This is a genomic window from Hylemonella sp. W303a, from assembly GCF_046452315.1.
In the GTDB taxonomy this organism is placed as follows: Bacteria; Pseudomonadota; Gammaproteobacteria; order Burkholderiales; family Burkholderiaceae_C; genus Hylemonella.
On record NZ_JBKFDG010000007.1, the window covers coordinates 127,039 to 151,149 of the forward strand.

Here is a 24,111-nt window from a genome sequence, read left to right on the forward strand (position 1 = left end):
GCGTGTCAGAGACTGCGGGTTCTTGCTAGCGGCGGGTTCTTCGCGAAATAGGCTTCGATGCCCTTCATCAGAGCGTCAGCGAGTTGTGCCTGGTAGCTGGCGCTATTGAGCCTTGCTTCTTCAGTCGGGTTGCTGATGAAGGCCGCCTCCACGAGCACGCTTGGGATGTCCGGCGCCTTCAGCACCGCGAAGCCCGCCTGCTCCACACGCGGCTTGTGCAGCTTGCCCACGCGGCCAATTTCCTGCAGCATCGCGCCGCCCAGTTGCAAGCTGTCGCGGATTTGGGCGCTGGTGCTCATGTCCAGCAGCGCGCGCTGCACTTGGACATCCTGCGTCTCGATGTTGACCCCGCCGATCAAGTCGGCCTTGTTTTCCTTGGCAGCCATCCAGCGTGCCGCGCTGCTGGAGGCGCCGCCGTGGCTGAGCGCGAACACGCTCGCACCCTGCGGGCGCGGGGTGTAGAAGGCATCGGCGTGGATGCTCACGAACAGGTCGGCCTTGACCTGGCGCGCCTTATTGACGCGCACGTGCAGCGGGACGAAGAAATCTCCATCGCGCGTGAGGAACGCCCGCAAGGTGTGACCATTGACCTGGCTCGCGTTGATGCGGTCGCGCAGCTGGCGCGCCAGGCGCAGCACCACATCCTTTTCGCGGGTGCCGCGCCGGCCGATCGCGCCGGGGTCTTCACCACCGTGCCCCGGGTCGAGCGCGATGATGATGAGTCGGTTGGTTCCGCTGGTGCTTTCGCGAATCAGCTCAGGCGGAATGTTGCCCGGCTGCGTGGATGAGGTGGCATGGGTGCTCTGCGCGTCCGGTGTGGACGCCTTGCCCTGTCTGGCCATCAGCTCGGCCAGAGGGTCGATGACCTCGGGCACCGCATGCCCGGTGCCCACGGTGCCCTTGCCTCCGGTGGGGCCGTTGACCACGGGCGGCAGCTTCTTGTCGGCCTCCTGGGTTTGACGCAACTGCTCGGCGATCAGCGCGGTCAACGGGTCGGTGCTGACCTTGGGGTACAGATCGAACACCAGACGGTGCTGGTAGGGCTCAATGGGTTTGAGCGCGAAGACCTGGGGCTCGATGGCCTGCTTCAGATCAATCACCAGTCGCACCACGCTCTTCGTGTATTGGCCAACCCGAATACCGGCGATGTTGGGGTCATCGGCCTGCACCTTGGCCACCAGTTCGCGCAGCGTGGGGTTGAGCGTCAGGTTGTCAATGTCCACCGCCAGGCGCGGCGGCTGGCTGATGAAGGTTTGTTTGGCGTGCAGGGGCGCGTCTGACTCCAGCGTGACGCGGGAATAGTCTTGGGCGGGCCAAACGCGCACCGCGACGATCGAGGGCGCGTTGCGTGTGTTGGCGCTGTGCGCAAGTTCGGAACGACCCAGCAACAGGACCACGGCACCGGCATGGAGGAGCTCGCGGCGCTGCATCATGCGGTGGCCTCGGCGGCGGAGATGGCACGCAGCAAGGTGGCGCCCGTGGCGCTGCGCGCGGTCATCGTGACCTGGCGCCCGCCGTCCCCAGGGTGTGCAGTGTCCCGGCCCGCGTCGGGCGGCGCACTCAACGCGATTTCCAGGTCGGGCGGGGGCAACAGGCCGCCCGCCTGCTCAGGCCACTCCGCCAATTTCAGCCCGGGACTGGCGTACAGATCACGCAGTCCCGCGTCTTCCCATTCGTTGGGATCTTTGAAGCGGTAGAAGTCGAAATGCCAGATGGGCAGCGCGGGCTGGGTCGCGGTGGCGGGTGCTTCGTGGGGTTCCACCACGGCGTAAGTGGGGCTTTTGATGCGGCCGGTGACACCCAGGGCGCGCAGCAGGTGGCGCACAAAGGTGGTCTTGCCTGCGCCCAAGTTGCCATGCAATTCGATGATGGCACCCCGTGTCGCGAGCGATGAGGCAGGCAAGGCCGCGTAAGCCTGCGCAAGAGTCGAAGCGAGGGCCTGCGTGGCGGCTTCGTCACGCAGGAAGCGGTTTTCTACAATGGGTGCGTGCAGGTCAACAGTCACATCGACAAGGGGCAATTCATCTCGCAAGTCCGGGTTTGGGCTCGTGAGCTGGGATTTTCTCAAATTGGCGTGCACAACGTGGATTTATCTTCGGCCGAGCCGGGATTAAGGGACTGGCTGTCGCATGGCTTCCACGGCGAGATGGCCTACATGGCCGCCCACGGCATGAAGCGCGCGCGACCCGCGGAACTCGTTCCAGGCACGGTCAGCGTGCTGACAGCTCGGATGGACTACCTGCCCCGCAATACCCCCGAGGGATGGCAGTCCGCGGAGCTTGCGCGCTTGCAGAACCCTGCATCGCCGGGCGAGGGCGTCATTTCCATCTATGCGCGTGGCCGGGACTATCACAAGGTGCTGCGGTCCCGCTTGCAGAAACTGGCCGAGCGCATGGAGCAGCACTTGCGGGAGCTGTCGGTCGCTGGCGTTGGCTCGGACGAGCGCGATGCCTTTGAATACCGCGTTTTCACCGACTCCGCGCCAGTACTCGAGGCTGAATTGGCCGCGCGAAGTGGCCTGGGCTGGCGCGGCAAGCACACCCTGGTGCTGAACCGCGACGCGGGCTCCATGTTCTTCCTGGGTGAAATTTTCCTCAACCTGGAGTTGCCGCCGACCGAGCCCGTCAGTCCCCACTGCGGCAGCTGCGATGCCTGCATCACTGCCTGCCCAACGCAGGCCATTCTGGGACCGGGACGCCTGGACGCGCGGCGCTGCATTTCCTACCTCACCATCGAGCACCCCGGGTCGATCCCGCAAGAGCTGCGGCCCCTGATGGGCCAGCGCATCTACGGCTGTGACGACTGTCAACTGGTCTGTCCCTGGAACAAATATGCGCAGCGCAGCACCCTGCCGGATTTCGATGCCCGCGAGGGCATGGCCGGGAGCGGTCTGCTGACTTTGCTGGCCTGGGACGAGGCTGAATTCCTGCGCCGCACTGAGGGCAGCGCGATCCGACGCATCGGTCATGAGCGCTGGCGGCGCAACATCCTGGTGGCCCTGGGCAACGCCTTGCACGGTGGCAAGCTCGGTGTCGCCGACTCGGTCGCGGTTCGTGCGGCGCTGCAGCGCTACGCCGACCCGGAGGCGAACGTGTCCGACTTACTGCGTGAGCATGCCCGGTGGGCTCTTGCACTGCCCGTGTCCGACGACGGTCGAGAGTCTGGGGTGTTTTAATTCGACGATGCGCAAGCGTTCCGCGGCCAAACCCACGGCTGGCGGATCAGCCAAGACAACCACGAGGAGCAAGCGGCGATGAGCGGAACCGGTTACTACACCCACGGCGACTGCCGCAAGCACGAGATGGGGCCTGACCACCCAGAGTGCCCGCAGCGCCTGGACGCGATTGACGACCGGCTCATCGCCAGCGGCTTGGACGTGGCGCTCACGCGCGTGGAAGCACCGAAAGCCTCACTGGACGAGCTGGAACTGGCGCACGAGCGCATGCACATCGCCGCGCTGCGCGGCCTGTGCGCGACCCTGGCCGAGGATGAAGCGGCCGGCGGGCCGCACTACGCCGTGATCGACCCCGACACCTCCATGAACACCGCGAGCTGGGACGCGATCTTGCGTAGCGCGGGCGCGGCCATGGCTGCGACCGACGCGGTGATCGCGGGCGAATTCCAGAACGCTTTTTGCGCGGTGCGCCCGCCAGGCCACCATGCCATGCGCAACAAAGCCATGGGATTTTGTTTCATCAACAACGTCGCCGTGGCCGCGAAATACGCGCTGGAGCGGCATCGCCTCAAGCGCGTGGCCATCGTGGACTTTGACGTGCACCATGGCAATGGCACGGAGGACATCATCGCGGGCGACAAGCGCATTTTGATGGCCAGCTTCTTCCAACACCCCTACTACCCGCACAGCGGGGAGCCGCCCAGCGCGGACAATATGATCAACATTCCCGTGCCTGCCTACACCAAGGGGATGGAAGTCCGCGAGTTGATCGAGACCTACTGGATGCCTCGCCTCGAAGCGCACCGGCCGGAGATGATCTTCATCAGCGCGGGGTTCGACTCCCACCGGGAGGACGAGATGGGCCAACTCGGCCTGGTCGAGGCCGATTACGCCTGGATCACGGAGCGCTTGATGGACGTGGCCCGCCGGCATGGCAAAGGCCGCATCGTGTCCTGCCTGGAAGGTGGCTACAACCTCAGTGCCTTGGGGCGCAGCGTGGAAGCCCATGTGCGCGTGTTGGCGGATGTGTAATACACGGATATGGAAATCACTGAACTTGGCAATCTGCTGAAAGAATGGGACGAGGCCGTCGTCTGGATCGAGGCCCTGGTGTTGCTGGCCTGCCTCGGACTGGCCTGGGGCGTGACCCGGTACGTGGGTTACCGCGTGGGGCGTGGCGCCGCGCCGATTGGCGCGGACCAAAAGTCTGAGTCACACCGCTTCGATTCGGTCTTGTTTGGTCAGCACACCATCGACGGACTGCTGTTTCCTCTGTTGAATCTGCTGCTGATCTACGCGGCGCGGCATGGCGTGGCCTTGTACCAGCCCGTGCTGCTGCTCAAGGTGGCTTTGCCCATCTTCGTGTCCCTGGCCGTCATCCGCTTGTTCGTGCGCGTGTTGCGGGCCTCCTTCCCCGAGTCAGCCTCGGTGAAGTTCATCGAACAGTCGGTGTCCTGGCTGGCCTGGGGCGGTGCCGTGCTGTGGATCACGGGCTTGCTGCCCGCGGTGCAGGCCGAAATGGAGGACATCACTTTCGCCTTCGGACAGACGCGCATCAGCCTGCGTACCCTCTTCGAGGGCGCGATCTCCTCATCGCTGATGTTGGTGGTGGTGTTGTGGATCTCGGCCACCCTGGAAAAGCGCATCTTGCGCGGCGGCGTGGGCGATCTGTCCATGCGCAAGATCGCGGCCAACGCGATCCGCGCCGGATTGCTGTTCATCGGCCTGCTGTTCGCCTTGTCCGCCGTGGGGGTGGATCTGACCGCGCTGTCGGTGCTCGGCGGTGCGCTGGGGGTGGGTTTGGGTTTTGGCCTGCAGAAACTGGCGGCCAACTACGTCAGCGGCTTCGTGATCCTGCTGGAGCGCTCATTGCGCATTGGGGACATGGTGCGAGTGGACGGCTTCGAGGGTGTGGTCACCGACATCAAGACCCGTTACACCCTGATCCGCGCGCTCAATGGCCGCGAGACCGTGGTTCCCAATGAACTCTTCATCACCCAGCGCGTGGAGAACCTGTCGCCGGGAACCCATGTGTCACTGACCCTCAAGATCGCGGTCGGGTATGACAGCGACCCGACCCAGGTGATGCAGATCCTGGTGGATGCCGCGCTCGAGCAGCCCCGTGTTCGTCGCACGCCCGTGCCCGTCGCCACACTGGACAACTTTGGCGCCGACGGCTTGGAGTTTTCGCTCACCTTCGCCATCGACGACCCGGAGATTGGTCACAGCGCCCTGCGTTCGTCCATCAATCTGTACATCCTGGAGGCCTTGCGCGCGGCAAAAATTGACATTCCCTATCCGCAGCGCGTGGTGCATTGGCGGGATGAAACTCCCTCGCATCTCGCACCGACGGATGGTGGGGGCAAAAGCTCCGTTTAGAATGCGGCCTCACAGAAATCGCACGGTCGTTCTATTTTCTTAATTTTGCAGGAGAGCGCGCATGAAAGTCCTCGTCCCCGTCAAACGCGTGGTGGACTACAACGTCAAAGTCCGCGTCAAGGCGGACAACACCGGTGTGGACATCGCCAACGTCAAGATGAGCATGAACCCTTTTGACGAAATCGCCGTCGAGGAGGCCGTGCGCCTGAAGGAAAAGGGTGTCGTGACGGAGGTGATTGCGGTGTCCTGCGGTGTGACGCAGTGCCAGGAAACCCTGCGCACGGCCATGGCCATCGGCGCCGACCGCGCCATCCTGGTCGAGACGAGTGAGGAACTGCAGCCTCTGGCGGTGGCCAAACTGCTCAAGGCCCTGGTGGACAAAGAACAGCCTGGCCTCGTGATCCTGGGCAAACAGGCCATCGACGACGACGCCAACCAGACCGGCCAGATGCTGGCCGCCTTGGCCGACCTGCCGCAAGCCACTTTTGCCTCCAAGGTGGAAGTGGCCGATGGCAAGGCGAAGGTGACGCGCGAGGTCGATGGGGGCCTGGAAACGCTGTCCGTCTCGCTGCCCGCCGTGGTCACGACCGACTTGCGCCTGAACGAGCCGCGTTACGTGACGCTGCCCAACATCATGAAGGCGAAGAAGAAGCAACTGGACACGGTCAAACCCGAGGACCTCGGTGTCGACGTGAAGCCGCGCCTCAAGACCTTGAAGGTCACCGAGCCGCCCAAGCGCGGCGCCGGCGTGAAGGTGCCGGACGTGGCGACCCTGGTGGCCAAGCTGAAGAACGAAGCGAAAGTGATTTGAGGGAAACACCATGACTGCACTCGTTATTGCCGAACACGACAACGCGTCCCTCAAGGGCGCCACCCTCAATACCGTCACCGCTGCGGCTCAAGCCGGTGGCGATGTGCATGTGCTGGTGGCGGGTCACAACGCCAAGGCTGCTGCCGAAGCCGCCGCCAAGATCGCTGGCGTCGCCAAAGTCATCCATGCGGATGCGGCTGGTTTGGCGCATGGCCTGGCCGAGAACGTCGCGGCCCAAGTGTTGGCCATCGCTGGCAATTACAGCCACATCCTTTTTCCTGCCACCGCCTCTGGCAAGAACGTCGCTCCGCGTGTCGCCGCCAAGCTGGATGTCGCCCAGATCAGCGACATCACCAAGGTGGTGAGCGCCGACACCTTCGAACGCCCGATCTACGCGGGCAATGCCATCGCCACCGTGCAAAGCGCGGACAAGGTGAAGGTCATCACCGTGCGCACCACGGGGTTTGATCCGGCGGCGGCCACGGGCGGCTCGGCCACCGTGGACAGTGTCGCGGCGGCCGCTGACAGCGGCAAGAGCAGCTTCGTCGGCGCCGAGCTGGCGAAGAGTGATCGTCCGGAGCTGACGGCCGCGAAGATCATCGTGTCCGGCGGGCGTGCCTTGGGCTCCAGTGAGAAGTTCAACGAGGTCATGACCCCGCTGGCCGACAAGCTGGGCGCCGCCATCGGTGCGTCCCGCGCGGCGGTGGACGCAGGCTACGCGCCCAACGACCTGCAGGTCGGCCAGACCGGCAAGATCGTCGCGCCGCAGCTCTACATCGCCGCGGGCATCAGCGGCGCAATCCAGCATCTGGCGGGCATGAAGGACTCCAAGGTGATCGTGGCGATCAACAAGGACCCCGAAGCGCCCATCTTCAGCGTGGCTGACTATGGCCTGGAGGCCGATCTGTTCGTGGCCGTGCCCGAACTGGTGAAGGCCCTGTAAGCGGCTGGAGGCCGATGAAAATCACGCCTCGACTGTTGCGTGCGGCCATGAATCTATGGCCGCCCTTTCTGTTTTCCGGCATCCATGTGACCGCGATTGCCAAGGACTGGCGGTACGCGCGCGTGGAACTGCGCTCCCGGCCCTGGAACCGGAACTATGTCGGCGTGCATTTTGGCGGCAATCTGTTTTCGATGACCGACCCGTTCATGATGATTCTGCTCAAGGAATCGCTGGGCCGGGATTACTACGTGTGGGACCGGGCTGCGGAAATCGAGTATGTGAAGCCGGGTCGCGGCACGGTCGCGGCCGAGTTCCAGATCACCGACGCCTTGCTGCACGACATCCGCGCCGCTGCCGCCCGGGGCGAGAAATACGAACCGTGGCTGGCGGTGGACGTGGTGGATGCCAAAGGTGAAACCGTGGCCAGAGTGCGCAAGCAGCTCTACATCCGACTGAAACCCGAGAAGCGCCCCGAGGCGCCTTAAAGACAGACGCCACCTTGGCGAGGAGACCCTCATGACTTATCGCGCTCCCCTGAAAGACATGCTGTTCAATCTGCGTTACCTGGCGCGGATCGATGAGATTGCCAGCCTGCCCGGCTTCGAGGACGCGGGTTTCGAGACAGCCCAGGCGGTGCTGGAAGAAGCCGCCAAGTTCAATGAGCAGGTCGTCGCCCCTTTGAATTGGGCAGGTGATGTCCAGCCCTCTAGCTGGAAGGACGGCATCGTCACCACCACGCCCGGGTTCAAGGACGCCTTCCGCCAGTTCGCCCAGGGGGGCTGGCAGGGCCTGCAACACCCGGTGGACTTCGGCGGCCAAGGCCTGCCCAAGGCCATCGGCGCGGCCTGCATCGAGATGGTCAACAGCGCCAACTTGAGTTTCGCGCTCTGCCCCTTGCTGACCGATGGCGCCATCGAGGCCCTGTTGACGGCGGGCTCTGACGAGCTCAAGGCGACCTACCTGGAGAAGCTGGTCAGCGGCGAGTGGACCGGAACCATGAACCTGACCGAACCGCAGGCCGGCTCTGATCTGTCCCTGGTGCGCAGCCGCGCCGAGCCCCAGCCCGATGGCAGCTACAAGGTTTACGGGACCAAGATCTTCATCACCTACGGCGAGCACGACATGGCGGACAACATCGCCCATCTGGTGCTGGCGCGTGTGACGGGTGCGCCCGAGGGCATCAAGGGCATCAGCCTCTTCCTCGTGCCCAAGTTCCTGGTGAACAAGGACGGTTCGCTGGGTCGGCGCAACGATGTGCACTGCGTGAGCATCGAGCACAAGATGGGCATCAAGGCCAGTCCGACCGCGGTGCTGCAATACGGAGACCACGGCGGTGCCGTGGGCTACCTCGTGGGCCAGGAGAACCGTGGCCTGGAGTACATGTTCATCATGATGAACGCCGCCCGCTATGCCGTGGGCGTGCAGGGCATCGCCGTGGCCGAGCGCGCGTACCAGCAGGCCGTGGCCTACGCGAAGGACCGTGTCCAGAGCCGACCGGTGGACGGCAGCATCAAGGCCAGCGCGACCATCATCCACCACCCCGATGTGCGGCGCATGCTCATGACTTCGCGTGCGTTGATTGAAGGTTGCCGCGCCATGGCCAGCGTGGCCGCTGCCGCTTATGACGCCGCGCACCACCACCCAGACGCCGAGGCGCGCAAGCAGAACCAGACCTTCTACGAATTCCTCGTGCCCTTGGTCAAGGGCTACAGCACCGAGATGAGCCTGGAAGTCACCTCGCTGGGCGTGCAGGTGCATGGCGGCATGGGCTTCATCGAGGAGACTGGCGCGGCCCAGCATTACCGCGACGCCAAGATCCTGACCATCTACGAAGGCACCACGGCCATCCAGGCCAATGACCTCGTGGGGCGCAAGACCCTGCGCGACGGCGGCCAGACCGCCAAAGCCATCGCGGCGCAGGTGGAGGCCACCGAGGCCGAGCTCAAGCGCCAGGGAGGCGCCGACGCGCTGGCCGTGGCTCGTCATCTGGCCGCCGCACGCGCGGCCTTCGTGGACGTGGTGGAGTTCCTGGTCGCCCAGCAGGACCCGAACGCGGTGTATGCAGGCAGCGTGCCCTACCTGATGTTGGCCGGCAACCTGATGGCAGGCTGGCAACTGGCCCGCGCCTTGCTGGCCGCGCAGACGAACGCGGCGGCGGACCAGGCCTTCATGCAAGCCAAGATCAGCACGGCGCGTTTCTACGCCGAGCACATCCTTCCGCGCACGGCCGGTCAGCGCGCCGCCATCGTTGAAGGAGCGGCCAGCGTCACTGCCCTACCGCTGGAAGCCTTTTGACGTTAATAAAGTCGCTTTGTTGCGACGCGGTAGCGCCATTTCTTTGCTTTTGTAATGATTGCGCCGCAGTGGAATCCTGCGCCAGGCGACGCTTCATCGATTGAATCTAGCGAGCCTCAGGCTGACGCCTGCACGCCGTACCATGAGGGATGCACTGGACGGCAACACGTAACTGTTGCTGGATATGCAAACGCGGCACAGGGCGGCACACTGCGAGGCCATCAACGTCAACCGGGTGTCGGTTTAGCGCATCCTGGTCGAGAGGGAGAGGGCCAGAATCGACCAGTCCGCCAGACCGGGCGCTCGCGTGCGCGATATGCAAGTATCCGATGACGAAGTGGTACAACCGCACTTCGTCCGCACGGGCTGCTGCCTGGCTTGGCCGCTCGGAAATGATGCGCGGATGTCCCATCCATCCGAGTGTGCGGGGCGGCATAGCTTTCATCTGAGCCCGCAGATTGCCTTGCTTCAGCAAGCAGGACAATCAGCCGTAGGCTCCAACAGCCAAGCACCTTCGGCAGGATCAGCAGCGCGCAGGCGCGTCCGATGGATTCCCGCAAGAGTTTCCTGCATATAATAAGAACAATTCTTATTACGAGAAGACCGCGGACCTGCCGCAGCCAGTCTCCACGGACCTGTCCTGCGTTTTTCTGCATTTTCCCCAGGGTCTGCACGTGCTGGAGAGCTACCACCGCGAACTGCTGAATTTCCTCTCGCGCCAGGTAAGAGACCGCGACGCTGCGGCTGACCTCGCGCAGGAAAGCTTCGTGCGCGTGCTTGCCGCTCAGTCCTCCGGACGGGCCGTGCTGGACATACGAGCCTTGCTCTACCGCACGGCTCGCAACCTCGTCATCGACCAGCACCGGCGCAACGAAGTGCGCCGTCACGACGACTTGGACGCCGTGCCCGAACACCAGCATCCACGGGCGCCTCAACACCTTCAGCCCGAAGAACTGCTGGCTTCGCAGCAGGTGATCTGCGCCTACGTGACCACCATCGAGGCCCTGCCCGAGCGCTGCCGAGAAGCGTTCGTGCTGCATGTGTTCGACGAATTCAGTCACGTCCAGATCGCCCAGCGCATGAGCATCTCCGTGAGCATGGTGGAAAAGCACATCGTGCGTGCCATGGTGGCCTGTAAGCTCTGCGAGCGCCGTTTGCGCGGCGAAGGCGGGCAGACCCAGGCCGCCGGGGCGGCGTCCGCAAGCATCCAGGTAGCCCCACCCGCTGCCGACGTTCCGCTGTTGGACACCAGCCAGAGGTGAGGTTTCCGTTCCTCTGCGCGTCTACATTGACAAGAGCAATCCGTTTGCGCTAAAGCCATGTCCTCCAACCCCCCTCCACCGCGCGCTGAGCAAGAAGTGGCGACGCGCGTCAGTGCGAGCCATGGCGCTGGGGCGAGCGCCGACGAGCGCGAGTTCGATGCATTTGCACAAGATCAGGATCCATTGGACATTGAAGCGGCCACCTGGGTGACGCGTAAGCGCAGCGGCCTGAGCGCCGAGGGCGAAGTCCAACTGCAAGACTGGCTGGACGCCGACCCCCGCCATGTCCAGGCCTTTGATGACATGGACGCGACCTTTGGCGAGGTGCAGCAGCTGCCCGACCAGGACGTTGCCCAGTTCCTTGCTGGGTTGCCAGATCGGGATACGGACAGCCAGTCTGCGCCACCCCGTGTCACATCACCCTGGGCCCAGGCGCCCAAGCCCAAGCGCTCAAGCACAGGCAGGGACGCGGCCTTTCCGGGCCTGAATGGCCTGCTGGGCCTGCTGCGCCCGCTGGTGCCCCAGGCGGTCGCCGCAGCCATGGCTTTCGCGATGGTGGGGGGAGGCTGGATGGGCTGGAGCCACTGGCAGCGCCGACCCGTGTTCGAGCAGGTTTACGTCACCAAGCGGGGCCAGCAGCTCAAGGCGACCTTGCCAGATGCCGTAGAAACAGCTTCGGCTTCGGGCAGCACCCTTCAGTTAGACACTGCCACCCAGATCCAGGTGCGCCTCTACCGCAACCGGCGCGAGGTGCACCTGCAAAGCGGCCAGGCCTTGTTTGCCGTGTACAGCGACCCGCAACGCCCGTTCCATGTGTATGTCGGCGCCCTGCGCATCACGGTGGTCGGTACCCGATTTTCGGTGCGGCAGACTGGCACAGGGCTGGATGCGGGCCAGACCGTGGTGGCCGTGGAGGAAGGCCGCGTGCGCGTGGAAAAGCGACCTACCGCAGCAGACAACCCTGGTGGCGCCGATGCACCGCAAGATCAGGTCGCATCCACCGAGGCTCCTGCGGACTCTCCGGTCGTGCTGATCGCTGGGCAGACGGTGGTGGCCGACGCCCAAGGCCACATCGGCCCGGTGGCTACCCTGGCCACCAACGCCATGGCCCCCTGGCTCGGAGGGCGCCTGAACTTCGACCAGACCCCGCTGGCCCAAGCCATCGCCGAGTTCGAGCGCTACGGCCGCACCGGCTTGGAGGTTCGCGACCCCGCCGTGGCCGCCCTGCCAGTGGGCGGCAGCTACAGCTTGAATCAGTGGCAGCGCTTTGCCGAGACTCTGCCGCAAGTGCTGCCTGTACGCTTAGTGCGCCGGGGTGAAGCCACGGAAGTGGTGGCGCGATGAGTTAGATCGGGCCGCAAAAAAAATCCTCCGATTTCTCATTTGCGACGTGAGGGTTGCGCAGGGGTACTGCGTCTTCATGGGTAGGTGAGGCTGGCGCGTGTTGCGCCGGCCCGGCAACTCAGCAACCGACCGAGGAGTTTTGACCCATGCGACCCACGCGACCTTTAGTGCTGCATCAGCGCTTCACCCCTGCACCTTTGGCCCTGGCCGCCGCTATGGCCATCTCGCTGGCTATGGGTCATGCGCCGCTGGCCTATGCGCAAAGTGCTGCGGCCACATCGGCAGCCAATCCCATCGTCATCAATATCCCCGCGCAGCCGCTAGGGCAGGCGCTGAACGAACTGGCGCGTCAGGCGAATTTGCAGATGACATTTCCTGCGGCCTTGGTGGCGGGGAAGCAGGCGCCGGCCGTGAGCGGCAATCTGACCCCTAGACAAGCCCTCGACAGGTTGATAGCAGGTCACGACCTCTTCGCGAGCATAGAAGCCGCCTCGGTCATAGTCAGACCCGTACCTCCAAGTCGCGAAGCCAGCCCTGCCGTGGAAGATGGCGTTCTGCCCGTCGTGGTGGTCACCGGAACGAAGCGCGATCAAGGCGTTCAGCAGGCAACCCAAAGCGTGGCGGTTTTTCGGGAACAGGATACCGTCGGCCTATCGTCTGTGCCGCAAGCTTTCGAGCGGGTGCCCAATGTGACACAGCAGTCGATCGGGTTCTTGCCGACGGTCCGGGGGCTGGACGGCAATGGCATCGCAGCAGGTGGCGGAGGTGCGGTCACAGGCGCAAGCCCGCGGCTGTCCACTTACATCGATGGCGTCGCTCGCACGTATGGCGCGACTCCGGACGGACAGGGCAGCTTCTGGGACATGGCTCAGTTGGAGGTCTATCGAGGAGCGCAGTCCACCCAACTTGGACAAAACGCCATTTCCGGCGCCATCGTTCAAACCACGAACGATCCAAAGTTCAAGGATGAGGCGGCCGTCCAAGTCGGTGCCCGTACAGGCGGAACCACCTACGACGCTGCCTTCATGCTCAACAAGGTGCTCAGCGACCAGGTCGCAATCAGGCTTACCGGCGAGGCCGTCGACGGCAAGAACGCCATCGACTACTCGGGCTTCACGGGCACGGGGCTGACTGCGGCAGACCGAGACGAAATGGGGCGCATGAAGTATGGACGCTACCGCTTCAAGGCGTCGTATCTGCCAACGGATGATCTGCTGCTGAAACTGACGCTGGAACGAGAGGATCGTAAGAACCCATTCACGCCAGATCTGGGCTCAAACTCATCACGGCGCGAACTTGTCGGGGGCAGGAATGGTGACTATTTTGATTCTGTGACCGATGTCGCCGCGCTCAATACTGGCTACGAAATCAATGGTGAATGGTCTTTCGACACCATACTGTCCCAGCAGAAGGCCGACACCAGTTTCGGCCCACCGGTCGTAGGCAACCCCGACCCCGCAGCCTTCTACGATTTCCGCTTCAAGTCGGATGAGAAGGCGTTCGAGCCGAAGCTGGCCTACAAGTCACAGAACAGTCGCACTGGCGCGGTGGTTGGCGCATTTGTCAAAGAACGAGAACGCACAGATACCGGTAAGCCAGGGTCAGCATTTGCACTGGAGGCAGACGATCAGGCCAGCAGTCGCTCCCTCTACGCTGACACCACCATCGAACTGAGCCCAAGCTGGGACATTCTGCTGGCTGGGCGCTATCAAAATGACACCCAGAAACGTGACTTCTCAGCGCTTGGTGGACTCCTGACCTACAACTTTAACGAGAAGAACACTGTTTTTCTTCCCAAGATCGGTGCCACCTATCACTACAGCCCAGATGCCGCACTCAGTCTGTTGGCGTACAAGGGATACAACGCCAGCGGCGGAGGCGTGAGTTTTGTGACGTTTACACCGTACACCTACAAAAAAGAAACCTCCACGACCGTGGAACTGGTCTCTCGCACCCAATGGCTAAACAAGATCCTGACAGCCAATGCCAATCTGTTCTTCACGGAGTTGAACGATACCCAAGCCATGGGTGTTGGCCCTGGAGGTGCGGCAGATCGCATCTATCTCAACATTGACAAGGCCCGAACAAAAGGCTTGGAAGTTGACCTGATTTATCAGCCCGACAGTCGTACGCAACTCGCGGCTGCGCTGGGTCTGCTCGAAACCGAAATTGTCAACTTCGGTTCAGCAGCCAACAGTTCAAAAAATGGCAATGAGTTGGGAATGGCTCCGAGGGTCAGCGCAAATATAGAAGCGAATTTTGTTGCCACGCAACGCCTGACCCTTGGTGGCAACGTCACCTATGTCGGTGAGCGGTTTTCCAACTTTGACAACCTTCCTGAAGATCGCCTGGATAGCTACACGATCGCTAGCTTGAATGCTCGATACAGGATCTCCGACTCCATTACCGCCACGCCATACATCAACAACCTGTTTGACAAGGAGGTACAGACCGACCGGACTACCTCTACCAACGTCGCGTATTTCAACTCACCACGGACTGTGGGCGTAAAACTGAAGGCGGACTTCTGAACATGTGTTCATCCACGTCGTCGTTAGTGCGCCCGGAGATCCGCCTATGACACCAAAGTCGCTTCGAGTCTGGTCCTGGCTGCATACCTGGAGCAGTCTGATCTGCACCGTCTTCATGTTGCTGCTGTGCCTGACCGGCTTGCCGCTGATCTTCCACCATGAGATCGGACACCTCTTGGGAACAGAGGTTGAGGCGCCGGTCATGCCAGCCGATACGCCCAAGGCCTCGATGGACAAAGTGTTGGCAAGCGGTCAATCACGCGTACCAGGTCTGGTGCCGATTTTTGCTGTCCAGGAACCTGATGACACTGACACGTGGTTGATGGCTTTTGCTCCTGATCCGAAAGCGCAAGAGGGAATACGCATGGTGGTGGTGGACTCCCGAACTGGTGAGGCCATTGGCGAGCCACCGGCTGAGGAGGGCTTCATCTACGTGATGTTCAAACTGCACGTGGACCTGTTCGCAGGCCTGCCAGGCAAGCTGTTCTTGGGATTGATGGGGCTGTTGTTTGTGATTGCCATCGTCTCAGGCGTCGTGTTGTATGCCCCCTTCATGCGTAAGGTTCCGTTCGCGACGGTGCGTCGGGATCGGTCCACTCGTCTCAAATGGCTGGACATGCACAACTTGCTGGGGGTGGTGACGCTGAGTTGGGCGCTGGTGGTGGGATTCACCGGCGTCATTAACACGTGGGCGGATCTGGTGATCAAGTTGTGGCAGTTCGATCAGCTGGGTGCTGTGCTCGCGCCCTATAAAGACCTGCCTGCTCCGACGACGCGCAGCTCGCTGCAAGCGGCGGCAAGTGCGGCGCAAGCACTTGAGCCGGACATGAAGCAGGCATTCTTCGCTTTCCCTGGCACCCAGCTCTCAAGCCCTCATCACTACGCCGTTTTCATGCGTGGGACTGAACCGTTGACTGCGCGCCTATTCAAGCCCATTTTGGTGGACGTCAAGACTGGGACGGTGACCGCAAGCCTAGATCTGCCTTGGTACGTCACTGCGCTACTCGTGTCGCAGCCACTTCACTTTGGAGACTATGGAGGACGAGCCATGCAGATCCTCTGGGCCGTTCTGGACGTCATCACCATCGTGGTGCTTTGTAGCGGCCTGTACTTGTGGTGGCAGAGACGCCGGGCTCCGGCGCGAAAACCATTGTCCGAGAACCTCGAATTGGTTGCGAGTGAACCTGGCGATGCGACGGCCCGGAGTGCATCAAAATGACATCTATTCGGATCTTTGCTTGGCCATTGGCGATATGTCTACTCACGACATCAGGATTGATTGCCGGACTTGCATTTGACGGGTGGGGGGATGCGCTTGCAGCAATCGGGCTCGGCGTGCCAGTTGGCGTCGTGTTGTGGGCTACTTCTTCCGGGAAGGGGCTGAGACTAAAGCAGCGAGCTATAGATCCCACGCGCGAGCAGTGAACTCGTGCCCCTGATGGGCGAAGGAATCCAGTACAGTTCCAACTCAGTTGAGGTTCTTCCCGCAGTCACTGTCCCGGCAATGAAGCGGCTACCATGCTGCCGTGGCTGGGGCCGCGCAGCATGGCGGACGACTGGGCTGCTGGGCCAAGAATTGAACGCAAGCGATGCACGAGTTCGCGATCCTCAAGGAAGTTCGATGCATCCTGAACCACTGCGTAGAATCTGACCAGCAACCCGGTCGCACGGGGCTCTTAGCGCCTTGAATACAAAGAATCAGACAGGACTGGGTGCTTTTTCGTTTTCTTCAGGTGAACTAAACCATTGAGAGTCTCCTTCATGTTACTGACTCGAGAGCTGCTGCCTATCTTCAAGAAACTGCGCCTGCCCGTCATCGGTTCGCCGTTGTTCATCATCAGCAATCCGCAACTCGTGATCGCTCAATGCCAGGCTGGCATCGTCGGTGCCATGCCGGCCTTGAACGCCCGACCGGCCTCGCAACTGGACGAATGGCTGGCCGAGATCACCGAAGCCTTGGCCGCCTGGGACAAGGCGCACCCGGACCGTCCTGCCGCGCCCTTCGCGATCAACCAGATCGTGCACAAGAGCAATGAGCGCCTTGAGCAGGACATGGCCTTGTGCGTGAAGTACAAGGTGCCGCTTTACATCACCTCGCTGGGCGCGCGCGAGGAAATCAACCAGGCCGCGCACAGCTACGGCGCCGTGGTGCTGCACGACGTGATCAATAACGCTTACGCCCACAAGGCGATCGAGAAGGGCGCCGACGGCTTGATTGCCGTGGCCTCGGGCGCAGGTGGGCACGCGGGCACCAAGAGCCCCTTCGCCCTGGTGCAGGAAATTCGTCAATGGTTCGATGGCCCCTTGGCCTTGTCAGGCTCCATCTCAACCGGCGCCTCCATCCTGGCGGCCCAGGCCATGGGCGCGGACTTCGCCTACATCGGCACGGCCTTCATTGCCACGCACGAGGCGCGCGCGGTGGAGGCTTACAAGCAGGCCATCGTGCAGGGCACGAGTGACGACATCGTTTACAGCAATCTGTTCACGGGCGTGCATGGCAACTACCTCAAGCCCAGCATCCGTGCGGCGGGACTGGACCCAGACCACCTGCCGGAGAGCGACCCCAGCAAGATGAACTTCGGTGGCGATGCCAAGAAAGCCTGGAAGGACATCTGGGGTTCAGGTCAGGGCATCGGTGCCATCGACCGCGTGCAGGGGGCGGCGGACTACATCGCCCAGTTGGCGCGTGAATACCAGGCGGCGCGCGAGCGCGTACAGGCTTTGCCCAAGGCTTCAGCCTGAATCCGCAGGGGCGCAGCGTCGCCCGCTCAAGACCGACGGCCCGGAACTTCCGGGCCGTTTCATTTCAGATTTCGGGCCAGGCCCGCAGGCGTCTTGGTTTCCAAGTCGCGGCTGGCGCGAGTGTGTTTGCGCTCCAGCCCTTGTGTTGCCCCCGTTTCAGGCCTGGCGCTGAAAGGCGCTGCGGCGGGCCTCGCCGCGTTCCAGGTGGCGCGCGATGTTGCCGCAAACCAGGTCGCACAAGGCGTTGACCGAGGGATCGGCGATCCGGTAGTAGGCGTTGGCGCCTCGGCTGTCGCGTTCGACCAGCCCATGCTTGGACAGCATGGTCAGATGGCGCGACACATTGGCCACGCTGCATGCGCAGGCTTCGGCGAGTTCGCTGACATTGGCTTCCCCGCCGCGCAGCTTATTCAGGATCATCAAGCGCGTGGGTTCCGACAGGGCCTGGAAGTAGGCGGCGACGTCCCGCAAGGCCTCCAGCGGCATTGATTCCATGGCGAGCTTGTTCTTGGACATGGGTGGATGATATCTGCATTCCATCATTTGCGCAATTGCGCAAATGATGGAATAATGGCCATCATTGATTGTTTGGCAGGGATCTCAACCATGAAGCACAGCTCTACTTTCTTTCGGCGAGTCAGCCTGAGTGTTTTGGCGGCAGCGACGGTTTCGGTGATGACCTGGCCCTTGTCGGTTCATGGCGCGCAGGCGTCATCCCCGCCCTCGATCATCGTGCGGGCGGCGACTCAGCCGCGCTGGGTCAGCCTGGAGGCCAGCGTGGAAGCCGTGCGTGAGACCACCGTCTCGGCGCAGGTACAAGGAGCCATCATGGAGCTGCGCGTGAAGGCCGGTGACGCCGTGCGGTCAGGGCAGCCCCTGCTGCGCATCGACTCACAGGCCGCGCAGGTCCAGAACGATGTGGCTGCCAAGGAGTACGAACGCCAGCGCCAGCTGTTCGACCAGCAATTCATCAGCCAGGGTGCGCTGGACCGCGCCTTGGCGCAGGCGCGTGCCAGCCAGGTGCAGACCGATCTCTACGTGCTGACCGCGCCTTATGCGGGCGTGGTGCGCGAGGTGCCGGTGGCGCTGGGTGACATGGCAATGCCCGGGCGGCCCTTGCTGGTTCTGTATGACCCGGCAGCCCTGCGCGTGACGGTCTCGGTGCCCCAAGCCCTGCTGGCGAGCGTGGGCACCGAACCCGTGCTGCGTTATGAATTGAATGGCCAGGCTCCGAGGCTTGTCGAGTCGGCCCGTCTGCTGCCCACGGTGGACCCGGTCTCGCGCACGGCTCAGTTGCGCTTCGATCTGCCGAAGTCGGTCTCGGGCGTGGTTCCCGGCATGTACGTGCGGGTCTGGCTGTCAGTGCAGGAACAGGCCGGGGGGCGCATCCTCGTTCCCGCCACGGCCTTGGTGCGGCGTGGTGACATGAACGGCGTCTATGTGTTGGACGCGGGCGGTCAGGCACGCCTGCGTCAGGTGCGGCTGGGCCCAGTGGACGGTGAGCGCGTTGAAATCCTCAGTGGCGTGGCAGACGGCGACCGGGTGGTCATCGATGCAGGGCGCGCCTTGCGGTTGCCCTGAAAGCGAAAGGTCAGACATGTCGAATCTTTCCAACGATTCCAGCTCCGCGGCCTCAGGTCCCGGCAAGCTTGGCGTCTCCGGCCGTGTGGCGGCGCTGTTCCAGTCCGCTCAGATTACGCCGCTCTTGGCCGTGGTGGCGCTGCTCTTGGGTGTTTTTGCGGTGGCGGTCACGCCGCGCGAGGAAGAGCCACAGATCGACGTGACCATGGCGAATGTGATGGTGCCTTTTCCAGGTGCCTCGGTGCGGGACGTGGAACAGGTCATCGCCACGCCCGGTGAGCAGGTGCTGTCGCGCATGGCGGGCGTGGAGCACGTGATGTCGGTGTCGCGTCCTGGCTTGGCGGTGTTGACCGTGCAATTCAAGGTCGGCGTCGCGCAGAGCGAGGCGCTGGTGCGACTGCACGACACGCTGCGCGACCATGCCGATTGGTTGCCAGCCAACCTGGGCGCACTCACACCCATCGTCAAGCCCAAGGGGATCGACGACGTCCCCATCGTCAGCCTGACCTTGTTCGACCGTCGGCCCGAGGCCAGTGCCATGGATTTGGAGCGCGTGGCCCACGCCATGGAAGCGGAACTCAAGCGCGTCAAAGGCACCAAGGACGTGCGCACCCTGGGGGGGCCGGGTCGGGCTGTGCGGGTGCAGCTCGATGCAGCGCGCATGGCTGCCGCGGGCGTCAGCGTGTCGGATGTGCGCGCCGTCCTGCTGTCGGCCAACGCGGGCGCGTCCGTCGGCGAACTGATTTCAGGCAATCGGGCCGTGGCACTTGACGCTGGGCCCTGGCTGGAGCGGGCCGAGGACGTCGGGGCGCTGGTGGTCGCCGCGCGAGGTGTTGCCGCCGATCGTCGCCCGGTCTACCTGCGTGATGTCGCCGTCATCAACGATGGATCGCCACCCCCCCAATCCTACGTCTGGCATGGCATTCCCGCCGAGAGGGCGGGTGTGACCGGCGGCGAATACCCGGCCGTTACCCTGACGCTGACCAAGAAGCCTGGGGAGAACGCGATCGATGTGGCCAACGCCGCCATCGCACGGGTTGAATCGCTCAAGAACACCGTGATTCCTGCGGATGTGGACGTTGCCGTCACGCGCAATTTCGGCGCCACTGCCAATGACAAGGCCCAGAAGCTGATTCAGAAGCTGCTGTTCGCCACGGCCTCCGTGGTGGCCCTGGTGTTCCTGGCCTTGGGTCGGCGCGAGGCCGCCATCGTGGGCTCGGCCGTGCTGCTCACCCTGACGGTCACCTTGTTCGCTTCTTGGGCCTGGGGTTTCACGCTCAATCGCGTGTCCTTGTTCGCGCTGATCTTCTCCATCGGCATCCTGGTGGACGATGCCATCGTCGTGGTGGAGAACATCCATCGGCATCAGACCTTGTACCCCCACAAGACCCTGGCCGAGTTGATTCCCGGCGCGGTGGACGAAGTGGGCGGCCCGACGATCCTGGCGACGCTGACGGTCATCGCGGCCTTGCTGCCGATGGCCTTCGTGAGCGGACTGATGGGGCCCTACATGAGCCCGATCCCCATCAACGCCAGCATGGGCATGGTGCTCTCGCTGGTCATCGCCTTCGTGGTCACGCCCTGGTTGGCACGCCTGTGGATGAAGCCGTCCCCGACGTCCCCAAAGCACGACCATCACGGCGCCCCAGGAGATGGCGCGCATCAGGGCCTTGGCGCGCGGCTGGACCCTTTCTTTCGCAAGGTGTTTGGGCCGCTGCTGCACGCGCGGCACGGCGCGGTCCAGCGCCGCAAACTGTGGCTGAGCATCCTGGCGCTGATCGTCGTGTCCGTGCTGCTGCCGGTGATCGGCTGGGTGCAGCTCAAGATGCTGCCCTTTGACAACAAGTCCGAGTTCCAGGTCGTGGTGGACATGCCTGCGGGCACGCCGCTGGAGCACACCGCCGCTGCCCTGCGTGACATCGGTGCCTACCTGGCCACCGTGCCCGAAGTCAGCGACTATCAGGCCTACGCGGGCACGGCCTCGCCCATCAACTTCAATGGCCTGGTGCGTCAGTACGATCTGCGCGCGGCGGGTGACGTCGGGGATGTGCAAGTCAATCTGGTCGACAAGGCCCATCGCAAGGCCCAGAGCCACGCCATCGCCACACGCGTGCGGCCGGTCTTGCAAGAGATCGGCGCGCGTTTCGGCGCCAACATCAAGGTGGTGGAGGTTCCGCCTGGTCCGCCCGTGCTCGCACCCATCGTGGCGGAGGTCTATGGACCGGACGCCGAGGGGCGCCAGGCCGTCGCGCGCCAAGTCCGCGAGATCCTGAAAGCCACGCCGGGCGTGGTGGACGTGGACGAGAGCGCCATCGCGCCGGCGCCGCGTCGTCTTTTGTTGGTCGATCGCGCCAAGGCGGCGATGGCCGGTGTCACCCAGGCCGATTTGGTCGCCACACTGCGCGCGGGGCTGGCGGGTGAATCCGTCACCTGGTTGCGCGATGGGAGCAAGTACCCGACCCCCGTGGTGCTGCAACTGCCCGCCGAACGTCATGGTGACTTGGAGGCCTTGTTGCAATTGCAGGTGCATGGCAACACGGGCCAGTTGGTGCCCATCCGCGAGCTCACTCGCGTGGTGGACGCTCAGCGCGAGCAGCCGGTCTATCACAAGGACCTGCGCCCGGTGAACTTTGTCTTCGCCGACATGGCCGGCCGGTTGGACAGTCCGATCTATGGCATGTTCGCGGCGCGTGCCGACATCCTGCGCATCACGCCGCCGGGCGGTGAAACGCTGAGCGAGCATTTCGTGGCCCCCCCCGATGACACGCTGCGCGGCTACGCGATCAAGTGGGACGGCGAATGGCAGATCACGTACGAAACGTTCCGCGACATGGGGCTGGCCTATGCCGTGGGCCTGATCCTGATTTATCTGCTGGTGGTGGCGCAGTTCGGCTCCTACCTCACGCCCTTGATCATCATGGCGCCGATCCCGCTCACGGTCATTGGCGTGATGCCGGGCCATGCCTTGCTGAACGCGCAGTTCACGGCCACCAGCATGATCGGCATGATTGCCCTGGCCGGCATCATCGTGCGCAACTCCATCCTGTTGGTGGACTACATCCACCTGCGCCAGGCCGAGGGCGTGGCGTTCGCCGAGGCCGTGGTGCAGTCGGCGATCACCCGCGCCCAGCCCATCGTGCTGACGGGGCTGGCGGCCATGGCGGGTGCTTTCTTCATTCTTGACGACCCGATTTTCAACGGTCTGGCCATCGCGCTGATCTTCGGCATCTTGGTTTCCACGGTGCTCACGCTGGTGGTGATTCCGACGCTGTACTACGCGGCCTATCGCAAGGCGCATGAGCCGATCCGGCTCGGCACCGACGTGCCCCGCGCCGCCACGGCATCCTGATTGCCATCTCTCTCGACCACCAACTCTCGACCATCATTTCATCAAGGAGAACCTCATGACTTCCTGGCGCATCGTCCGCATCATCGCTGGTTTTTTTGTACTGCTGTCCGTGGCCTTGGGTGTGCCCGGTAGTCCGCTGTTTCTCAGTACCTGGTGGCTGGTCTTCACCGCGTTTGTCGGTCTCAACCTGCTGCAAAGTGGCATCACGCAGTGGTGCCTGATGGAATCCATCCTGCGCCGCCTGGGCGTGCGCGGCGGCTGCTGAAAGCCGCGCAGTGCTGTGGGGTGGGGTGTTTGGGCCAAGCCGCACGCCGCGGCAAGCTGCCCCATGAGACCCCGCCTCCCGGAAGATGCACACCGGCCTGGATGGGTTCGGTGCGTCGGCCCACCGAGGAGGACAATGCCGAGCCCTGTTTCAGCATTCTCTTGAATCCGCCCCTATGAACTCTCCTGCCATGACCGTGAGCGCGCGGCGCAATCTCGGCTTGTTGATCGCCGCCCAGTCCCTGGGTGCGGCTTCCGCGCCCATCATCATCTCCCTGGGAGGCATCGTGGGACAGATGCTGGCCAGCCGGCCCGCCCTCGCCACTTTGCCCGTGAGTCTCTACAGCCTGGGTCTGGCTTTGTCCACTTTGCCTGCTGCCTTCCTGATGCGTCGACTGGGGCGCCGCGTGGCTTATGTGCTGGGCGCGCTGCTGGCGGTGGTGTCCGGGGGCGTGGCAGCGATCGGGATCGTGCAAGGCAGCTTCTTGCTGTTCTGCCTGGGCACGGCCCTGGCCGGTTACTACGGTGCGAATGTGCAGAGCTACCGCTTCGCGGCGGCTGACACCGTAGCGCCACCGCTGCGCGCGCAGGCCATCTCGCTGATCATGATTGGGGGGCTGGTGGCCGCGGTGATCGGACCGCAGGCCGTGATCTGGACGCGTGATGCCTGGCCCGGTGCGCCTTTCGCGGGCAGCTTCGCGGCGCAAGCCGTGCTGGCGCTGCTGGCTTTGCCCTTGCTGTTGGTGCTGCGCATGCCCAAGGAGACGGGGCTCGTCCATGCAACGGGGGCGGATGGGTCCAAGGAGGCCAATGCCCGGGCCCGCTCCCTCGGGCAGATCGCGCGCAACCCGCGTTTCATCGTCGCCGTCTCGGCGGGGGTGGTGTCCTACGGGCTGATGGCCTTCATCATGACGGCGGCGCCCATGGCCATGGTGGGTTGTGGCCACACCGTGGGCGAGGCGGCGCTGGGCATCCAGTGGCATGTGCTGGCCATGTTCGCGCCCAGCTTCGTCACGGGCAGTTTGATCACGCGGTTTGGCAAGACCCAGGTCACCGCGGTGGGTCTGGTGCTGATCGCAGCTTCCGGCCTGCTGGCGCTCGCCGGGCTGGAACTCCTGCATTTTTGGGGCGCGCTGGTGCTCCTGGGCGTGGGGTGGAATTTCGGCTTCATCGGCGCCACGGCGTTGTTGACCGACGTGTACCGCCAGGAGAACGCGGCCGAACGCGCCAAGGTGCAGGCCTTCAACGACTTTTTGATGTTCGGCGTGGTGGCGGTGGCGTCCTTTGCTTCTGGGAGTCTGCTGGGCAGCGCGGGCTGGAACGTTATCAACGCCCTGATGCTGCCCTTGATTGCCGCCGTGCTGGTTCTGCTGGCTTGGGGTGCGCGCATGAACCGACAGTTGCAGCGCCCGGTCTGACCGCGGCCATCGATGGC

The 24,111-nt window shown here is 63.5% G+C and carries 19 protein-coding genes; 16 read left to right on the forward strand and 3 right to left on the reverse strand.

The window, feature by feature from the left end; genetic code table 11:
* Positions 1-5 precede the first annotated feature (5 nt).
* Complete coding sequence (locus ACLBKS_RS14055; RefSeq protein WP_410193432.1) at positions 6-1,433, reverse strand: N-acetylmuramoyl-L-alanine amidase; 1,428 nt, start codon at positions 1,431-1,433, stop codon at positions 6-8.
* Entirely contained in the window at positions 1,430-2,005 is a 576-nt protein-coding gene (gene tsaE / locus ACLBKS_RS14060; protein ID WP_410193433.1) for a tRNA (adenosine(37)-N6)-threonylcarbamoyltransferase complex ATPase subunit type 1 TsaE, read from the reverse strand. The genes ACLBKS_RS14055 and tsaE overlap by 4 nt, the downstream gene beginning before the upstream one ends.
* Here tsaE and queG point away from each other — a divergent pair.
* From queG to ACLBKS_RS14120, 12 genes are all read left to right on the forward strand, one after another.
* A complete protein-coding gene (gene queG / locus ACLBKS_RS14065) occupies positions 1,988-3,175 on the forward strand; it encodes a tRNA epoxyqueuosine(34) reductase QueG (RefSeq protein WP_410193434.1) in 1,188 nt (395 codons plus the stop codon). The genes tsaE and queG overlap by 18 nt on opposite strands.
* Before the next feature lie 78 nt (positions 3,176-3,253).
* Positions 3,254-4,207: a histone deacetylase family protein gene (locus ACLBKS_RS14070; protein ID WP_410193435.1), complete on the forward strand. Its 954-nt coding sequence runs from the start codon at positions 3,254-3,256 to the stop codon at positions 4,205-4,207.
* 9 nt (positions 4,208-4,216) lie between these two features.
* Complete coding sequence (locus ACLBKS_RS14075) at positions 4,217-5,554, forward strand: mechanosensitive ion channel family protein (protein WP_410193436.1); 1,338 nt, start codon at positions 4,217-4,219, stop codon at positions 5,552-5,554.
* Positions 5,555-5,615: 61 nt separating this feature from the next.
* A complete protein-coding gene (locus tag ACLBKS_RS14080; protein WP_410193437.1) occupies positions 5,616-6,365 on the forward strand; it encodes an electron transfer flavoprotein subunit beta/FixA family protein in 750 nt (249 codons plus the stop codon).
* A 10-nt stretch (positions 6,366-6,375) separates the two neighbouring features.
* Positions 6,376-7,308, forward strand: a complete 933-nt coding sequence (locus ACLBKS_RS14085) for an electron transfer flavoprotein subunit alpha/FixB family protein (RefSeq protein WP_410193438.1) — start codon at positions 6,376-6,378, stop codon at positions 7,306-7,308.
* A gap of 14 nt (positions 7,309-7,322) precedes the next feature.
* The gene (locus tag ACLBKS_RS14090) at positions 7,323-7,793 is read left to right on the forward strand and encodes a DUF4442 domain-containing protein (RefSeq protein WP_410193439.1); all 471 of its coding nucleotides are present in this window, start codon (positions 7,323-7,325) and stop codon (positions 7,791-7,793) included.
* A 31-nt stretch (positions 7,794-7,824) separates the two neighbouring features.
* Positions 7,825-9,603, forward strand: a complete 1,779-nt coding sequence (locus ACLBKS_RS14095) for an acyl-CoA dehydrogenase C-terminal domain-containing protein (protein WP_410193440.1) — start codon at positions 7,825-7,827, stop codon at positions 9,601-9,603.
* Between the two features lie 674 nt (positions 9,604-10,277).
* Complete coding sequence (locus tag ACLBKS_RS14100) at positions 10,278-10,865, forward strand: sigma-70 family RNA polymerase sigma factor (protein ID WP_410193441.1); 588 nt, start codon at positions 10,278-10,280, stop codon at positions 10,863-10,865.
* Between the two features lie 57 nt (positions 10,866-10,922).
* Positions 10,923-12,209 carry a FecR family protein gene (locus tag ACLBKS_RS14105; protein WP_410193442.1) on the forward strand — a complete coding sequence of 429 codons (1,287 nt, stop codon included), beginning with the start codon at positions 10,923-10,925 and terminating at the stop codon, positions 12,207-12,209.
* 146 nt (positions 12,210-12,355) lie between these two features.
* Positions 12,356-14,740: a TonB-dependent receptor domain-containing protein gene (locus ACLBKS_RS14110; protein ID WP_410193443.1), complete on the forward strand. Its 2,385-nt coding sequence runs from the start codon at positions 12,356-12,358 to the stop codon at positions 14,738-14,740.
* A 46-nt stretch (positions 14,741-14,786) separates the two neighbouring features.
* Complete coding sequence (locus tag ACLBKS_RS14115) at positions 14,787-15,959, forward strand: PepSY-associated TM helix domain-containing protein (protein ID WP_410193444.1); 1,173 nt, start codon at positions 14,787-14,789, stop codon at positions 15,957-15,959.
* Between the two features lie 542 nt (positions 15,960-16,501).
* The gene (locus ACLBKS_RS14120; protein ID WP_410193445.1) at positions 16,502-17,482 is read left to right on the forward strand and encodes an NAD(P)H-dependent flavin oxidoreductase; all 981 of its coding nucleotides are present in this window, start codon (positions 16,502-16,504) and stop codon (positions 17,480-17,482) included.
* A gap of 156 nt (positions 17,483-17,638) precedes the next feature.
* Here ACLBKS_RS14120 and ACLBKS_RS14125 read toward each other — a convergent pair whose 3' ends face one another.
* A complete protein-coding gene (locus ACLBKS_RS14125; RefSeq protein ID WP_410193575.1) occupies positions 17,639-17,977 on the reverse strand; it encodes an ArsR/SmtB family transcription factor in 339 nt (112 codons plus the stop codon).
* Positions 17,978-18,088: 111 nt separating this feature from the next.
* On the opposite strand from ACLBKS_RS14125, the gene ACLBKS_RS14130 reads away from it, so the two are divergent.
* From ACLBKS_RS14130 to ACLBKS_RS14145, 4 genes are all read left to right on the forward strand, one after another.
* Complete coding sequence (locus tag ACLBKS_RS14130) at positions 18,089-19,063, forward strand: efflux RND transporter periplasmic adaptor subunit (protein WP_410193446.1); 975 nt, start codon at positions 18,089-18,091, stop codon at positions 19,061-19,063.
* Positions 19,064-19,079: 16 nt separating this feature from the next.
* Positions 19,080-22,412: an efflux RND transporter permease subunit gene (locus tag ACLBKS_RS14135; RefSeq protein ID WP_410193447.1), complete on the forward strand. Its 3,333-nt coding sequence runs from the start codon at positions 19,080-19,082 to the stop codon at positions 22,410-22,412.
* A 55-nt stretch (positions 22,413-22,467) separates the two neighbouring features.
* Positions 22,468-22,677 carry a DUF2892 domain-containing protein gene (locus ACLBKS_RS14140; protein ID WP_410193448.1) on the forward strand — a complete coding sequence of 70 codons (210 nt, stop codon included), beginning with the start codon at positions 22,468-22,470 and terminating at the stop codon, positions 22,675-22,677.
* A 175-nt stretch (positions 22,678-22,852) separates the two neighbouring features.
* Positions 22,853-24,094, forward strand: a complete 1,242-nt coding sequence (locus ACLBKS_RS14145; protein ID WP_410193449.1) for an MFS transporter — start codon at positions 22,853-22,855, stop codon at positions 24,092-24,094.
* Positions 24,095-24,111: the final 17 nt, after the last annotated feature.

Excerpts from the sequence above, each read along its gene's own strand:
- ACLBKS_RS14125 (WP_410193575.1), bottom strand. The coding sequence starts at position 17,977 with ATGGAATCAATGCCGCTGGAGGCCTTGCGGGACGTCGCCGCCTACTTC.
- ACLBKS_RS14130 (WP_410193446.1), top strand. The coding sequence starts at position 18,089 with ATGAAGCACAGCTCTACTTTCTTTCGGCGAGTCAGCCTGAGTGTTTTG.
- ACLBKS_RS14140 (WP_410193448.1), top strand. The coding sequence starts at position 22,468 with ATGACTTCCTGGCGCATCGTCCGCATCATCGCTGGTTTTTTTGTACTG.
- ACLBKS_RS14120 (WP_410193445.1), top strand. The coding sequence starts at position 16,502 with ATGTTACTGACTCGAGAGCTGCTGCCTATCTTCAAGAAACTGCGCCTG.
- ACLBKS_RS14135 (WP_410193447.1), top strand. The coding sequence starts at position 19,080 with ATGTCGAATCTTTCCAACGATTCCAGCTCCGCGGCCTCAGGTCCCGGC.
- ACLBKS_RS14075 (WP_410193436.1), top strand. The coding sequence starts at position 4,217 with ATGGAAATCACTGAACTTGGCAATCTGCTGAAAGAATGGGACGAGGCC.
- ACLBKS_RS14085 (WP_410193438.1), top strand. The coding sequence starts at position 6,376 with ATGACTGCACTCGTTATTGCCGAACACGACAACGCGTCCCTCAAGGGC.
- ACLBKS_RS14080 (WP_410193437.1), top strand. The coding sequence starts at position 5,616 with ATGAAAGTCCTCGTCCCCGTCAAACGCGTGGTGGACTACAACGTCAAA.
- ACLBKS_RS14070 (WP_410193435.1), top strand. The coding sequence starts at position 3,254 with ATGAGCGGAACCGGTTACTACACCCACGGCGACTGCCGCAAGCACGAG.
- ACLBKS_RS14110 (WP_410193443.1), top strand. The coding sequence starts at position 12,356 with ATGCGACCCACGCGACCTTTAGTGCTGCATCAGCGCTTCACCCCTGCA.
- ACLBKS_RS14090 (WP_410193439.1), top strand. The coding sequence starts at position 7,323 with ATGAAAATCACGCCTCGACTGTTGCGTGCGGCCATGAATCTATGGCCG.
- ACLBKS_RS14145 (WP_410193449.1), top strand. The coding sequence starts at position 22,853 with ATGAACTCTCCTGCCATGACCGTGAGCGCGCGGCGCAATCTCGGCTTG.
- ACLBKS_RS14115 (WP_410193444.1), top strand. The coding sequence starts at position 14,787 with ATGACACCAAAGTCGCTTCGAGTCTGGTCCTGGCTGCATACCTGGAGC.
- ACLBKS_RS14095 (WP_410193440.1), top strand. The coding sequence starts at position 7,825 with ATGACTTATCGCGCTCCCCTGAAAGACATGCTGTTCAATCTGCGTTAC.
- ACLBKS_RS14105 (WP_410193442.1), top strand. The coding sequence starts at position 10,923 with ATGTCCTCCAACCCCCCTCCACCGCGCGCTGAGCAAGAAGTGGCGACG.
- ACLBKS_RS14055 (WP_410193432.1), bottom strand. The coding sequence starts at position 1,433 with ATGATGCAGCGCCGCGAGCTCCTCCATGCCGGTGCCGTGGTCCTGTTG.